The sequence below is a fragment of the Lysobacter terrae genome, from assembly GCF_054782215.1.
This window is the reverse complement of sequence record NZ_BAAGSX010000001.1, coordinates 1,525,851-1,540,034: the sequence shown is the minus strand read 5'-3', so window position 1 is coordinate 1,540,034 and position 14,184 is coordinate 1,525,851. Positions and strand designations below refer to the sequence as shown.

Sequence of the window (14,184 nt, the reverse complement as noted above, 5' to 3'; positions counted from 1 at the left end):
TCGTGTCCGTGAACGCCCGCCCCGAATCTTCCCGCCAGCTGCCCGACGTCGCCTTCGATGCGGCGGCATTGGCGCGTCCGCTGGACTGGGTCGGCATGTCCAACATCGCGCTGCCGCTGCGCGTGGCCTCCGGAACGGAGACGCTCACGGTACCGGCGTCGGTCGACATATCCGTCGATCTGCGCGATGCGGATGCGCGCGGCATCCATATGTCGCGGCTCTATCTGCAGTTGCAGCACGCCTTCGCCAGCGAAACGGTGACGCCGGCCGGACTGCGCCGCGTGCTGCAGACCCTGGTCGACACGCAGGGCGGGCTGTCCACGCGCGCACGCCTGGTGCTGCGCTACGAGCACTTGATGCTGCGGCCTGCGCTGGCCAGCGACAACGCCGGTTGGAAACGCTATCCGGTCGAGATCGATGCCGCGCTGATCGATGGTCATCTGCGCCTGGCGCTGCGCTTCGCGGTGGAATATTCGAGCACCTGTCCGGCCTCGGCGGCGCTGTCGCGTCAGCTCAACGCTGAGCGATTCGCGCAGGACTTCGCAGACACGCGTCCGTTGTCATCCGCGGTGCATGAATGGCTCGCGTCCGAACGCGGCCTCGCTGCGACGCCGCACGCGCAGCGCAGCCGCGCCGATATCCGGGTCGAACTGCAGCCGGCATTCGACGAGCTGCCGCTCACCGCTTTCGTCGACGCGGTGGAGCAGGCATTGGGCACCCCGGTGCAGACCGCGGTGAAGCGCGAAGACGAACAGGCCTTCGCCCGCCTCAACGCCGAGAACCTGATGTTCTGCGAAGACGCCGCGCGCCGCGTGGCCGCCGCGCTTGGCAACGACGACCGCGTGCAGCGCTTCGAAGCGCGCGTCGCGCATTACGAAAGCCTGCACGCGCACGATGCGGTGGCTGAGGTTTCCGGTCGCGGGCGTGGCGCGGCGTAAGGCCGCATTTGTGAACCTGTCCCCGTTCTCCTAAGCTGCCTGCGTCGCGGCGGACTCGCCGTGGCTATGTCAGCAGGGAGTGCTGTGCGAGGACTTGGGGCGCGTCGGCCTCCCTGTTTCCTGATCCGATCGACAGAGGAGGTCCATCGTGAAACTTCGTTTGCTCGCGCTGGTGTCCAGCGCGCTGGTCCTGTGTGCGTGTACCGGCAACAAAACGTCATCCGAATCTTCGGCTACGGCAGCACCGGCGCCCGCGGCGGACGCATCCGCGTCCGCTGGCATCAAGCCCGTCGATGTCCCCGCCGGATACGGCTATCCGGGGGATCGTGTGCAATTCCAGGCCTGGGCCGATGCCTGGAAGATCGACGCCATCACCGCCACTGCATGGAATCTGTGGGCGGGCATGACCAGCGACTCGGGCCAGACCTGGAACGGCGCGACATTGCCGGTTTGGGAAACCTGGTGCGGCAATGAGGAAGTCTTCAGCGCGGCCGGCTGTACGTCGCTGCGTCGCCCGGCGCGCAAGTTCCAGCGGCCCAGCCAGATCGGTCACTCCGCACGCCTACTGGGCGCCGCAACGCCTAGCGACACGCAGGTGGTGTCCTTCAACAAGTTCAATCCGCCGATGGCGAAGTACCTGGCGGCCCAGCATCCGGGTCCGGGTGGCGCGCAGTACAACTACACCACCATGCAGAGCCTCGCCGCGCTCAATGCGGCATGGCCGACGGGGACGCCGATCAGTGCGCGCAAGGTGGTCGATGCGCCTTATCGGGCCGATCAGGGGACGGCGCGTGGATTCGCCGCCATGGAAACCAAGCCGGTGATCTTCCTGGTGAAGGCGAAGGGCCTGACGCCGATGCCGCTGTGGATGGGCCCGGACCAGTCGACGACGCCGGCGAACGCCACACCGGAGACGTGGTTCAACTGCGTGTTGCTCGATCCCAACGGGGCCGCCGATCCGGCGACCGCGCCGGTGCCCGCGACGCCTGCGCAGATCGCGCAGATGGTTCCGGGCTCGTCGATGTCGTGCAAGAACTATCTGTACGCACCCTTGGCGACCATCTACAGCTTCAAGATGGATGCGGACGAGGCGACTGCGTGGAATGCGCTGGTCAACAACTCTGGCGACGGGGGCCAGAATCTCACTGCCGATGCGGGCGACTATGGCGTGCTGGGCGGCATGCACGTGAACAGCAAGACCACGGTCAACTGGACGTGGGAGACGTTCTGGTGGCAGCCGGGTGCCGATACGCCGAACCACTTCCCCGGCAGCAAGCAGGGCATGACCGACAAGGTCATGGGGGCGTGGCGCAATTACGCGATGTGCTCGGCCTGGAATCAGACCGCGGGGAATGCGTCCAAGGACATGGTGGTCTGCTTCAATCCGTTCCTGGAGACGTCGAGCGGCATTCCGGCGGGTCAATCCAGCAACTGCATGAGCTGCCATGGCGTGGCTACGGCGGGATCGCCGCTCAGCGGTTCGCCGCTGCAATTGCCGACGTTGAACTATCCGCCGGACTACGACGCGCCGATCGATTTCAACAACGATCCGCGCTTTGCACCGTATACGCGCGCGGATTTCTCGTGGGCGATTCCGGTCAATGCGGTGAACACGGCATCGGCGAAACCCAGCGCCGGCGCAGCTAAGTAATCCGCGTCACTCCCATGCGGCCCGGCAGCGATGCCGGGCCGCTTTCTTTTGTCTTTGCCCGTCATCCTTACGCTTTGCTCATCATCCCTTCGCTTTTGCTCGTCATCTCCGCGAAGGCGGGGATCCAGGGACGTTGCTTTTGTCGGCTTCGGCGCGGCGTCTTCGTTGGGACGCGCTACCCGACGGGACGGGGGTGCTCCGCCCCTCCGGACGGCATCCCTGCCTTTAGTCGGGGCCGCGGACCATCCTGGTCCGCTCTCCGCACCCCCATCCCATCGGGCAGCGCTTATCGCGAGCGTACAGATCGCCGCTTCGGCGCCGGAGCCCTTCTTCTCCCCGCGTGCGGGGAGAAGATGCCCGAAGGGCAGATGAGGGGGAGCGAGCGCAGCGAGTTGCTTTTGCTCTTTCGTAGACGCGCCCGAGATGTGTGGAGGGCAGGCGGTGCCGGTGGGTAGGCGTGACTGTCAGCGGCATGGATGCCGCTGACAAGCCTCCATGGACGGATTCACGGCGTGTCACGACTGCCCACCGGCGCCGCCTGCCCACCCGTACACGCCCCGCTTCGCAAAGAAAAACCAACGTCGACGGGGCTACTGGCCGCGCTCAAGCACCAGCAGCGGATCGATCCGCACATCGAACCAATTCATTCCCCAATGCAGATGCGGTCCCGTCGCACGCCCCGTGGCACCGACCGCCCCGATCACCTGACCCTGTTCGACCCGGTCACCGACATGCACGTCGATCCGCGACAGATGCAGAAAGTTGGAACTGACCCCGTGCCCATGATCCAGCAGCAAGGTGCCACCGGTCAGATACAGATCCGCATTGGCGAACGTGACGACGCCCGCAGCCGGCGCCAGCACCGGCGTGCCCGCTTCGGCGGCGATATCCATCCCCGAATGCGGCGCCTTCGGCGTACCGTTGTACACACGCTGATTGCCGAAGCGGCCGCTGACGCGCCCCTGCACCGGCCAGATGAAGCGCTGCACGAAGTCGGTGCGGTCGTCGTCGCGCAGACGGGCCGCAGCCACCAGCGCCTGCTCGCGCTCGATGCGCGCGGCAATGTCGGGCGGCGGATTGACGGTGTCGGGCGGCACACCTTCGACACGCTCGATCGGCCAATCGCGTGGCGTGACGGCGATGCTCACGGCCTCGCGACTGCCGTCAGCGCGTTGCACCTCGACGCGCACCGGACCGGCTTCATCGCGCCCGATCCCGAAGACCGCCGTGCCATAGGGCGTCGCGTGCAATTCACGCTCGCCGTAGCGCACGACGCTGCCTGCGGGTACCTTGCCGAAGACCAGTGCCCCTTGCGAGGCGGCCGCCGGGAAGACTACGCGACGGTCCTCCGCCTGCGCGGTTTCGATTGGCGGAGCAGGGCGGGGCGCGGTGCTGGCGCACGCCGCCAGAAGCAGCGCGGCGGTGAGCGTGACGCCATGCCTCAACGATCGAACTCCAACCGCTGCCCCATGGCATCGCCCACCAGCTGCCGGCCGTCCCACGCGAGCACACCGTTCACCCAGGTCGAAGCCACGCGCGAGTGGAAAGACATGCCCTCGAACGGCGACCAGCCGCACTTGGACAGCACATCGTCGGCGTGCACCGTCGTCGGCGTATCGTCGATGAGCACCAGGTCCGCCGCATAACCTTCGCGCAGGAAGCCGCGGTTATGCACGTCGAACAACTTCGCCGGCGCATGCGCGAACTTCTGCACCACCTGCGCCGTGGTCAGCTTGCCTTCGTGCACCAGTTCCAGCGCGGCGAGCAGCGCGTACTGCACCAGCGGCAGGCCCGACGGCGCTGACAGGTACGGCCGCGCCTTCTCCTCGATCGTATGCGGCGCGTGATCGGTGGCGAGCACGTCGATCACATCGTTCGCCAGCGCGGCGATCAGCGCCTCGCGGTCGGAGGCTTCCTTGATCGCGGGATTGCACTTGATCTTGTTGCCCAGGCGCTCGTAGTCGGAACGATCGAAACGCAGGAAATGGATGCAGGTCTCGGCGGTGATGCGCTTGCCTTCGACCGGGCCGGGTTCGAACAGCGCCAATTCGTCCGCCGTGCTGATGTGCAGCACGTGCAAGCGCGAACCGTGCCGGCGCGCGAGCGACACCGCCAGCTCGCTCGACTTCAGGCAGGCCTCGCGCGAACGGATGTCCGGGTGCGCCGACGGCGGAATATCGTCGCCGTACTTCGCCTTGAAGCGCGCCAGCTCGGCATCGATCATCGGCGTGTCTTCGCAGTGCGTGATGATCGGCACCGGCGCGTCGCGGAAGATGCCGTCGAGGATCTGCGGATTGTCGACCAGCATGTTGCCGGTGGATGCGCCCATGAACACCTTCACACCTGGCGCGTTGCGCGGATCGATGCGGCGGATCGCCTCCAGGTTGTCGTTGCTGGCGCCCATGTAGAAGCCGTAATTGCCCCACGCGCGCCCGTGCGCGCGGCGGTACTTGTCCTCCAGCGCCGCCGCATCGAGCGTGGGCGGCGAGGTGTTGGGCATGTCCATGAAACTGGTCAGCCCGCCAGCCACGGCGGCGGCCGACTCGGTGGCGATGTCGGCCTTGTATTCCATCCCGGGCTCACGGAAGTGCACCTGGTCGTCGATCATGCCCGGCAACAGGCGCCGGCCGTTGGCGTCGACCACCGTCTCGTGCGTACGCGCGTGCAGGCCTGTGCCGATCTGGGCGATCCGGCCGCCTTCGATGCGCAGGTCGCCGTCGAATTCGCGGCCTTCGTTGACCAGACGGGCGTTGACGATCAGTGTCGATGACATTGGGCCTTTCCATTGAGCGGCGGCACCGGATCGAAGCCGCCGGGGTGCAGGGGATGGCAGCGCAACAGCCGGCGCACGGCCAGCCAGCTGCCCTTGAGAGCGCCGAAACGCGAAATGGCTTCCATCGCGTAGACCGAGCACGTGGGATGGAAGCGGCAAGCCGGCCCCAGCAGGGGGCTGATCCAGCGTTTGTAGCCACGCAGCATCAGAATGAGCAGGCGGTCTATCACGATTCCTTCATGTCTACAGGCGGTTACTGGCGACGGTGCGATCTGGGCTCGAGCGGCGCCGGCCCGTTGCGACTTCGCTGACTTCAATAGCGTAAAACCGCGAGCGAACGTGCGATGAAAGCGCGGTTGCCGCGGTAGCCGGGGCAGGGTATAACAGCGCGCTTTCCAGATATAGGGTCGTGCGGCAGGGCTGACGAAAGGCGCATTGCTTTTTCCAGCCAGGACCCCAACTCTGGGCGATCGAACCGATTGCAAGGCTGCTTCGGCACTGCGCAGGGACGTTCGAGCCGTTCATTCGAAGGAAGAGGACACGCCGCTCGTGGCAGCAAAGAAACCCGCGAAGAAGGCCGCCAAGGCCACCAAGAAGCCGACCCCCAAGTCCGCGGCAAAGAAGCCGGTTGCCAAGAAGGCGGCTCCTGCCAAGAAGCCGGTCGCCAAGAAGCCTGTTGCCAAGAAGGCGGCTCCCGCCAAAAAAGCCGTAGCGAAGAAGCCCGTCGCCGCCAAGGCGCCTGCCAAGAAGGCAGCGGCCCCGGCGAAGAAGCCGGCGGTCGCCAAGCCCGCCCCGGCCAAGACCGCTCCGGTCAAGCCCGCAGCCAAGACCGCTCCGGTCAAAGCCGCTCCCGTCAAAACCGCACCTATCAAAGCCGCTCCTATCAAAACCGCCCCTATCAAGAACGACTCCGTCAAGGCGGCGCCGGCTCCGGCCGCCAAGCCTTCGACGGTGGTCAAGAAGCCGGCCCCGCGTCCGGCCACCAAAACGGCCCCGGTTCCCGCGACGCCTGCTCCGGCGGCTTCGGCCACGCCGGCCAAGGCCTCCACCCCGGCCAAGACCGCAGTGAGCAAGTCCGTGGAAACCGCAAAGACCGCCCCCACCGGCACGCCGGACGTGGGTAACCACCCGTCGCGCCCCGCATCGCCGCAGCGCCCGGCCGGCAAGGTCGCCGTCGCCGTCGCCGCCAACAAGGACAAGGCCCCGGCTCCGCGCGGCAAGGTCAAAGTCGTGGACTACCAGAACGATGAGGCCACCGGCCGCCCGATCGTCCCGAAGGGTTATGTGCCTTCGCCGGACGAGGAATACATGAACCCCTTGCAGCTCGAGTACTTCCGCCAGCGCCTGCTGAAGTGGCGCGCGGATCTGGTCGAGGAATCCAAGCAGACCATCGAGAACCTCAAGGACGAAGTGCGCGACGTCGGCGACGAAGCCGAGCGCGCCACCCGCGAAACCGAGAACTCGCTCGAACTGCGCACCCGCGACCGTTACCGCAAGCTGATCAGCAAGATCGACAGCACGCTCAAGCGCGTGGATTCGGGCGACTACGGCTTCTGCGTCGACACCGGCGAGGAAATCGGCCTGGAACGCCTGGAAGCCCGCCTCACCGCCGAGCGCACGATCGATGCGCAGGAGCGGTGGGAGCATATGCAGAAGCAGATGGGCGATTGATCGCTCAGGCGGCATCGCAGTAAAGCAAAAAGCCCGGCTCTGGCCGGGCTTTTTGCTTGCTGGAGCCGTGCCACGCAATCCGGTGTTGGCATGGCGCGCCGGGTTTCCGAGGTCGGCGCAGTGGCTGTTCGACTTGGCCGACCAGGCGAGCGGGGCGCAATGAACTCCCTCGCCCCGCTTGCGGGGAGAGGGACAGCTTCGCGCAGCGAAGCAGGGTGAGGGGACGTGCTGTCGGCGGTAGCGATCTCGGCGCGGGCAGGCGGCGCCGGTGGGCAGGCGTGACACGCCGTGAATCCGTCCATGGAGGCTTGTCAGCGGCATCCATGCCGCTGACAGTCACGCCTACCCACCGGCACCGCCTGCCCGTCACACATCGTGGGCGCATCTACTAAGGAGCAGAGGCGGCTCGCTGCGCTCTGGAGCCAGGCCCCGCATCGGCATCGCCGATGCCGACCGTTGCGCACTAGGCAATCTGGCGTTGCTTTAGCGCGTGCGTAGAGATCGCAACAGCTCCCTCAGGATGACCACCCGGTCAAGTTTTCTGTGGCTGCAAAAGAATTTATGAGCAAGCAAGACAAAAGAAAGCTGATGCAAGCGAAGACGCTCGACAAAGGGCTGGCATCTTATCTTGTGAAGGCGGCCGCTATCGGTGGCGTTGGTGGGCTCATTGTTGGAATTGTTGTCGCCTCTTTAGGCGGGGAAGGATTTGACTTTCTCCAGGGCCTAAAAAGTATCGTGGCCAGACAAATTCTGACGACTCTACTTTGCGCCTTCCCTTTTGCGCTTGTTGCTGTCCGGGTCGCTTGGACGCATTGGAAAATTATTACTTGGGAGACGTTTACGCTCAACTTCAACATCGGAGACGGCATTGACAGCATCTTGAAAAAATTCGGCGCGCCTACCAACAGAAGCGCCAAAAAGGACACGGTGGAGTTGTTCTATAAGACTTTGATTGACAAGAATCGAAGAATAGAAGTCAAAAACATGACCTTTATCTTTGCAAACAACAAACTCGTCAAATTCAATAGATTTTGACTCGCCCAGTTTTTTGCTAGCCCAGCCCCGCGTCGGTATCGCCCATGCCGACCGTTGCGTGCCAAGCAATCCGGTGTTGCCTTAGCGCGGGCATAAAGATCGCGACACCCCCTCAGGATGAGCCCCGGTCCGCGGAGTCCGGCAAAAGGGAAGGGCGATGAGTCGAATCACCAGAGCACGCGCTGGCCTCATGATGGTCTGCGTACTGTTGTTAGCGGCCTGCATTCGCGAAACAGCTCCGCGTGCATCACAAGCAGCGCAGCCATCGCCCGTAGAGGCGCCTGCAAGCGCACCGCAGCCCGTCGCAGCAGAGGCCAGTGAAGTGCCGGCACGACTCGTACTCCCTGGTCTGTTCACACCCATGAGCACGCCCGATGTCCTGCGCCAGGTCTTCGGCGCGGACAACGTAGAGGTCGGAGAAGTCCCTGACGGTAGAAGCGGCGTCGGTGTGGTCCTCTTTCCCAACGATCCGACGCGCCGCGCCTATCTGTACTACTCGAACTGTTGGGAACCGCTGGTTTACCTGCGTACGATACGCGTCATCGACCCCGGGTCGCGATGGCGCATGGACAATGGCACCGCGATCGGTGCCGCGCTCGCCAATGAGGTTCGGCGGAATGGCCGCCCGATCGATCCCCGATTCGGTTTCATACGCGGAGCCGTGGCACGCGGCTGGAAAGAAGACGATGCGGGGAAGGTCAGCGAACTATGGGTGATCTTCTCCGACCCGGACGACTGCGCGGGCACTCTTCCTCGTGGCTCGGAAGGTGTTTTCGGAATGGGCCTCGCGCGCGTATTCACGCCCGAACCCAATAGCGATTCCTTTCGTCAGGACTTCGAAGCGCAGGTCTACTTGCGTCCCAGACAATTGCGAAACGAGGAGGGGGAGTGGCGCTTGGATTGTCAGAACCAGAACCACTGCGAAATTCATCGCCACGATGACTAGCCGGTTCCGTTGCGGCCTTGGAACATCGCAAGAGCTGGAAATATTGAACAGGCAACGCAGAGTAACGATATGTCCGTGCCAGACCGCGAACTTGAAGAAAGAGGCTTTGCCATAGTTCCCGGCGTCCTCACGGACGAAGAATGCCTACAAGTTTCCGAGGCACTGCAAACCAAGGGCACGCCCGGCACGCGCTGCTCATTGGACTTTGACTGGTGCGCCGCGCTTGCCATCAGCATCCGCCGGCATCCCGCACTTTCTTCACTGATCCCACCTGACCATGTGGCGGCGCAGTGCACCTATTTCGAAAAATCCATCGCCACCAACTGGCTGGTGCCCGTGCACCAGGACCTCAGCATTCCCGTGGCGGAGAGGATCGCGGATGCCCCGCTCAGCGGCTGGTCGGAAAAGGAAGGCTCGCTCTACGTCCAAGCCCCTGTGGAGGTCTTGCAGCAATTGATCGCGGTTCGCCTCCACCTCGATCCCTGCGGCGACGACGATGGCCCGCTCCGCGTTGTGCCGGGGTCCCACAGGATGGGGCGCGTCGATGCCGGTACCGCCTTCGAAATTCGTGCGCGATCCGAGGAGATTCGGTGTACGGCTGCGCGCGGATCGGTAATGGCGATGCGTCCTTTGCTGCTGCATGCCTCGTCCAAGGCAACGGGCAGCAGCCTGCGCAGAGTCCTCCACATTCTGTTCGGTCCGCCGTCGCTGCCGCATGGGCTGCGGTGGCGGTATGCGGTCTGACCATTGGAAGAGCTCGGGTCAGAGGGTCTGCCTCATGATTTATGTGCATGTTTTTGTATCGAAGAGCCGGTTTTCGAGCCGCCAGAAGCTTCGGGAGTTCTATGAGCCTAGCTACTCCGAAGAGGGTGACATGGTTCCGTCATCCTTCATGCGAGAAGTCACTCTCAAGGGATATGAGCCTGCGGCCATAGAGGCCGTTCACTTCGATACTGCACGTAACGTCGCAGAGCTGCTGCGGGGCGTCTCATATGCAGGGCAGTGGGTGCCTCGGGTCCGTTCGGACCTCAGCGCAAATTGCGCCATTTGCCTCTTCTGTCCAAATGTCCCAATGACACCAGAAAGGTCCTCGTTGAAGTATCTCGGACGGTTCGAGTGCGACGCGCAGCGCTAGAGGGAACAAATCGCCGCGCGGGCAGACAAACAGCTCTCGCTCTGCACGTAGCTACGAATGTCCTACTACCTGCGGAGCTTCTGTTTCATGAGCGACAGATCAGGCCCCATCCGCCTCAAACCCAACCTTGCGATGCGACCCATCGCAATAAGGCTTGTTCTTCGAATGCCCGCAGCGGCACAGCCAGGTCTCGGTGACGCGGTCGAGGGTGTGTCCGGTGCCGCTGACGATTTCCAGATTGCCGGTGACTTTGAGCGGTCCGTTCTTCTGCGGTTCTACGGCGAGGGGACCATCGCGCACCGCTAGCGGCTGCGATTCCTTCGGCGCGCGTTCGCCGCTGGCGACGAAGCCGCCCTCGGCATGACTGTTGTCGCAGAACGGCTTGCGCTTCGACAGGCCGCAACGGCATAGCGTCGCGCGTAGCCCTTCGTCCTGCCCCGCGATCCGCAGCGGTGCGTTGAAGGCGAGCGGCCCGTTCTCGCGCAGGCGCACCAGATTCACGACCGGCGCGGGCTCTTGTTCGCCGCCGTCGATGCGCTCGTACTGGATCGCACCGGAGGGACACGAGCGCGCGATCATCGCGACTTCCTCCGGACTCACCGCGTCGGGATGGATCCACTCGCCCTCGACGTTGGGCACGAATACGTCCGGGTGCTGCAGCACGCAGTTGCGCGAGTGGATGCAGCGCTCGCCATCGAAATGGATGACGACCTTCTGGCCGCGCACGGTTTCCTTGCTCATGGCCGTCTCCCCGGTTGAGCTGTCCCCTGCAGTCTACGCCGCGGCAGCGACACCGGCGCAGCGACGCTCAGTGCAGTTCGCGCAGGTCCAGCCGTCGCAAACGCGGCGCCAGCCGGGCCGTCGTCGCCACCACCAGCAGAGTCATGCAGCCGCCGAATATCACCGAAGGCACCAGCCCCAGCAGGCGCGCGGCGACACCCGATTCGAAGGCGCCCAGCTCGTTGGATGAACCGATGAAGATGCCGTTGATCGAGGACACGCGCCCGCGCATGTGATCGGGCGTCGCCAGTTGCAGGATGGTCGAGCGCAGCACCACCGACACGCCGTCGCACATGCCCGAAAGCATCAACATCAGCGCCGACAGCCACAGATAGCGCGACAGCGCGAAGCCGATGATGCACAGGCCGAAGCCGGCCACCGCGACCAGCAGCACGCGGCCGGCATGACGCTGCAGCGGGCGTCGCGCCAGGTACACGCCGATCAGCACCGCGCCGACGGCGGGCGACGCGCGCAGCAGGCCCAATGCTTCCGGGCCGTAGTGCAGGATTTCCTTGATGAAGGCCGGCAGCAGCGCGACCGCGCCGCCGAACAGCACCGAGAACATGTCCAGCGCCTGCGCGCCCAGCACGACTTGCGTGCGGAAGACGAAGCGCAGGCCTTCGCCGATGCTTTGGAATATCGGGGCGCGTTCGGTCGGGAGCGGGGGCTCGGTGACGCGCAAGCTGATCACGGCGATGGCCGCGGCGGCCGCGAAACCGGCGGCGACGAGATACGCGGCGCTCTTGCCGCCCCAGGCAACCAGCAAGCCGCCCATCGCGGGACCGAGCACCAGCCCGGTTTGCATGACCACGCTGCTGACGCCCGCGCCGCGCGCGAACTGCTCGCGCTTGAGCACGCGCGCGAACAGCGACATGTACACCGGCGCGAGGAACGCACGCACGATGCCGTTCACCGCAATCGCCGCGTAGATGATCAGCGTGGCGTAGCCGAACGCCCCTGCGGGAATCACGCCGCTGGCGACGCCTGCCAGCGTGAGCGTGGTCAGGAACAAGCCGAAGCAGGCCAGCATGCCGAGCACGCGCCGCCGCAGATGATCGACGGCGTAACCGGCGAAAAGCGCGAAGCAGAAATACGGGATGACCTCGGCCAGGCCGATCAGGCCCAGCGCGAATGCATCGTGGGTGATTTCGTAGACATGCCAGCCGACCGTCACCGCGACGATCTGGTACGACAGCATGCCCAGCAGGCGATAGGTCAAAAGGCCAGTGAAACCGCGGTTGCGCAGTAGAACCCGGATGCCAGCGCCTTCGCCAGGAGCGTCGGTCCCTGCCGCCTGGCTCACGAAGCCGCGCTCACAGCGCCTTCTGCGCGCGGTCGCGGATGAAGGCGAGCAGGGCGGCCAGCCCGTTGCTGCGGGTCGGCGAGAGATGCTTGGCCAGGCCGATCTCGGCGATGTAGTCCGGCTCGGCCGCCAGGATCTCCTGCGCGCTGCGGCCCGAATACACCCGCAACGCCAGATAGATCAGGCCAGAGACGATCGCCGAGTCGCTGATGGCCCGGAAATCCAGGCGCTCCGCGCCGCCCGAAGCGACGATCCAGACCATCGACTGGCAGCCGTGCAGGCGATGCTCCTCGGTCTTGTCCGCCTCCGGGAAGACGGGCAGCTTGCGGCCGAGGTCGATCAGGTACTGGTAGCGCTCGGCCCAGTCGCCGAAGAAGGCGAATTCTTCGCGGATGGCGCTCTGGGCGTCGCCGGTGCTGGCTTCGAGCGGGAAAGTGGAAGCGTCCATGGGGCAATTTTACTGCGGCTGGCCGGCGCGATCGTCGCGCGGTCTTTACTCGTCGGGAACGCTGGCCGGAACGACGGTTTCCAGCGGCGGCGCGGCTGACGGCGCGCCGCCGTGTTAATCAGCCTCGCTTCCAGCGCACGCCCTGCGGCGTGTCTTCGAGCAGGACGCCTTCACCGGAGAGCTGCTCGCGGATCGCATCGGCACGGGCGAAATCGCGCGCCTTCTTGGCCGCGGCGCGCTCGTCGATCAGCGCCTGAATCCGCGCATCGTCGTCGCTGGACGCGCCGCGTGCGAACCAGGCCGCCGGACCCTGCTGCAGCAGGCCCAGCGCCAGGCCGGCGCCCAGCAGCTCCGACTTCAGGCGCTGCTTGTCGGCGGGACTCTCCGCCTTGCGCGCTTCGGCGGCGATGCGGGCGATCTCGGCGAGCACGGCGGGCGTGTTGAGGTCGTCGTCCAGCGCGGCCTCGATGCTGGCCGGAATCTGCGCCGTGGCTTCCACACCGGCCAGATCGCGCAAAGTTCCGTACAGGCGGTCGAGCGTGCGGATGCTTTGCTCGATCAGCGCGTCCGACCACTCCAGCGGCTGCCGGTAGTGCGCCGACAGCAGCGAATAACGCAGCGCTTCCGGCGGCTGCTCGCGCACCAGGTCGTGCACGCGCTGGATGTTGCCGACCGACTTGGCCATCTTGGCGCCGCCGAAGTTCAGCATGCCGTTGTGCAGCCACCAGCGCGCGAACGGCTTGCCGCCGTGCGCGCATTCGCTCTGCGCGATCTCGTTCTCGTGGTGCGGGAACTGCAGGTCGACGCCGCCGGCATGGATGTCGATGGTTTCGCCCAGATGCGCCTCGGCCATCGCTGAGCATTCGATGTGCCAGCCCGGGCGGCCGTAGCTCCAGGGCGAGTCCCAGCCCGGCAGGCCGCCGGTGGAGGGCTTCCACAGCACGAAGTCGCCCGGGTCGCGCTTGTACGGGGCGACTTCGACGCGCGCGCCGGCCAGCATTTCCTCGGTGTCGCGGCGCGAGAGCTTGCCGTAGCCGTCGAAGCTGGCGACCGAGAACAGCACGTGGCCTTCCGCCGCGTAGGCGTGGCCGGTATCGATCAGGCGCTGGATCATGTCGATGATCTGCGCGACGTGGCCGGTGGCGGTCGGTTCCAGGTCCGGCGGGCGCACGCCCAGCGCGCCCATGTCCTCGCGGTAGGCGGCGGCGAACTTGTCGGTGATGACCGAGATCGGCACGCCCTGTTCGCCGGCGGCGTTGTTGATCTTGTCGTCGATGTCGGTGATGTTGCGGGCGTAGGCCAGTCCGCCGTAGCGGCGGCGCAGCACGTCGGCGAGCACGCCGAAGACCACCGGGCCGCGCGCATTGCCGATGTGCACGTAGTTGTAGACCGTCGGTCCGCACACGTACATGGTCACGCGGGCGGGATCGAGGGGCGCGAAGGGTTCGACGCGGCGCGTCAGGCTGTTGAAGAGTTGCAGGCTCATGGGGGTACCGCTGGAAGT

Annotated in this window: 15 protein-coding genes; 7 read left to right on the top strand and 8 right to left on the bottom strand. The window is 65.3% G+C overall.

Annotation, left to right across the window (positions count from 1 at the left end):
* The first annotated feature begins 2 nt into the window (after positions 1–2).
* On the top strand, positions 3–938 hold the full coding sequence (gene folE2 / locus ACYVJ8_RS07145) for a GTP cyclohydrolase FolE2 (protein WP_460710660.1): 936 nt from the start codon (positions 3–5) through the stop codon (positions 936–938).
* 148 nt (positions 939–1,086) lie between these two features.
* On the top strand, positions 1,087–2,589 hold the full coding sequence (locus ACYVJ8_RS07140) for a hypothetical protein (RefSeq protein WP_460710658.1): 1,503 nt from the start codon (positions 1,087–1,089) through the stop codon (positions 2,587–2,589).
* A 590-nt stretch (positions 2,590–3,179) separates the two neighbouring features.
* On the opposite strand, the gene ACYVJ8_RS07135 is transcribed toward ACYVJ8_RS07140, so the two are convergent.
* The 4 genes from ACYVJ8_RS07135 to ACYVJ8_RS07120 form a co-directional block, all read right to left on the bottom strand.
* Positions 3,180–4,034: a M23 family metallopeptidase gene (locus ACYVJ8_RS07135; protein ID WP_460710656.1), complete on the bottom strand. Its 855-nt coding sequence runs from the start codon at positions 4,032–4,034 to the stop codon at positions 3,180–3,182.
* Positions 4,031–5,362 (bottom strand): dihydroorotase, encoded by a 1,332-nt coding sequence (locus ACYVJ8_RS07130; protein ID WP_460710654.1) that lies wholly within the window; start codon positions 5,360–5,362, stop codon positions 4,031–4,033. Before ACYVJ8_RS07130 ends, ACYVJ8_RS07135 begins: the two co-directional genes overlap by 4 nt.
* Entirely contained in the window at positions 5,347–5,568 is a 222-nt protein-coding gene (gene yidD / locus ACYVJ8_RS07125) for a membrane protein insertion efficiency factor YidD (protein ID WP_460711095.1), read from the bottom strand. Before yidD ends, ACYVJ8_RS07130 begins: the two co-directional genes overlap by 16 nt.
* A gap of 315 nt (positions 5,569–5,883) precedes the next feature.
* Positions 5,884–6,345: a pentapeptide repeat-containing protein gene (locus ACYVJ8_RS07120; RefSeq protein ID WP_460711093.1), complete on the bottom strand. Its 462-nt coding sequence runs from the start codon at positions 6,343–6,345 to the stop codon at positions 5,884–5,886.
* Between the two features lie 325 nt (positions 6,346–6,670).
* Here ACYVJ8_RS07120 and dksA point away from each other — a divergent pair, with 325 nt between their 5' ends.
* The 5 genes from dksA (at position 6,671) to ACYVJ8_RS07095 (ending at position 10,149) form a co-directional block, all read left to right on the top strand.
* Entirely contained in the window at positions 6,671–7,033 is a 363-nt protein-coding gene (gene dksA, locus ACYVJ8_RS07115; protein WP_460711091.1) for an RNA polymerase-binding protein DksA, read from the top strand.
* Between the two features lie 561 nt (positions 7,034–7,594).
* On the top strand, positions 7,595–8,068 hold the full coding sequence (locus ACYVJ8_RS07110; RefSeq protein WP_460710652.1) for a hypothetical protein: 474 nt from the start codon (positions 7,595–7,597) through the stop codon (positions 8,066–8,068).
* 361 nt (positions 8,069–8,429) lie between these two features.
* Positions 8,430–9,014: a hypothetical protein gene (locus tag ACYVJ8_RS07105; protein WP_460710650.1), complete on the top strand. Its 585-nt coding sequence runs from the start codon at positions 8,430–8,432 to the stop codon at positions 9,012–9,014.
* 69 nt (positions 9,015–9,083) lie between these two features.
* Positions 9,084–9,758 carry a phytanoyl-CoA dioxygenase family protein gene (locus ACYVJ8_RS07100; RefSeq protein WP_460710648.1) on the top strand — a complete coding sequence of 225 codons (675 nt, stop codon included), beginning with the start codon at positions 9,084–9,086 and terminating at the stop codon, positions 9,756–9,758.
* Positions 9,655–10,149: an immunity 22 family protein gene (locus ACYVJ8_RS07095; protein ID WP_460710646.1), complete on the top strand. Its 495-nt coding sequence runs from the start codon at positions 9,655–9,657 to the stop codon at positions 10,147–10,149. Before ACYVJ8_RS07100 ends, ACYVJ8_RS07095 begins: the two co-directional genes overlap by 104 nt.
* Before the next feature lie 99 nt (positions 10,150–10,248).
* Here ACYVJ8_RS07095 and ACYVJ8_RS07090 read toward each other — a convergent pair whose 3' ends face one another.
* From ACYVJ8_RS07090 to cysS, 4 genes are all read right to left on the bottom strand, one after another.
* On the bottom strand, positions 10,249–10,890 hold the full coding sequence (locus ACYVJ8_RS07090) for a CDGSH iron-sulfur domain-containing protein (RefSeq protein WP_460710644.1): 642 nt from the start codon (positions 10,888–10,890) through the stop codon (positions 10,249–10,251).
* 67 nt (positions 10,891–10,957) lie between these two features.
* Positions 10,958–12,232: an MFS transporter gene (locus ACYVJ8_RS07085; protein ID WP_460710642.1), complete on the bottom strand. Its 1,275-nt coding sequence runs from the start codon at positions 12,230–12,232 to the stop codon at positions 10,958–10,960.
* A gap of 10 nt (positions 12,233–12,242) precedes the next feature.
* Positions 12,243–12,680 carry a SufE family protein gene (locus tag ACYVJ8_RS07080; protein ID WP_460710640.1) on the bottom strand — a complete coding sequence of 146 codons (438 nt, stop codon included), beginning with the start codon at positions 12,678–12,680 and terminating at the stop codon, positions 12,243–12,245.
* A gap of 118 nt (positions 12,681–12,798) precedes the next feature.
* Positions 12,799–14,166: a cysteine--tRNA ligase gene (gene cysS / locus ACYVJ8_RS07075; RefSeq protein WP_460710638.1), complete on the bottom strand. Its 1,368-nt coding sequence runs from the start codon at positions 14,164–14,166 to the stop codon at positions 12,799–12,801.
* Positions 14,167–14,184: the final 18 nt, after the last annotated feature.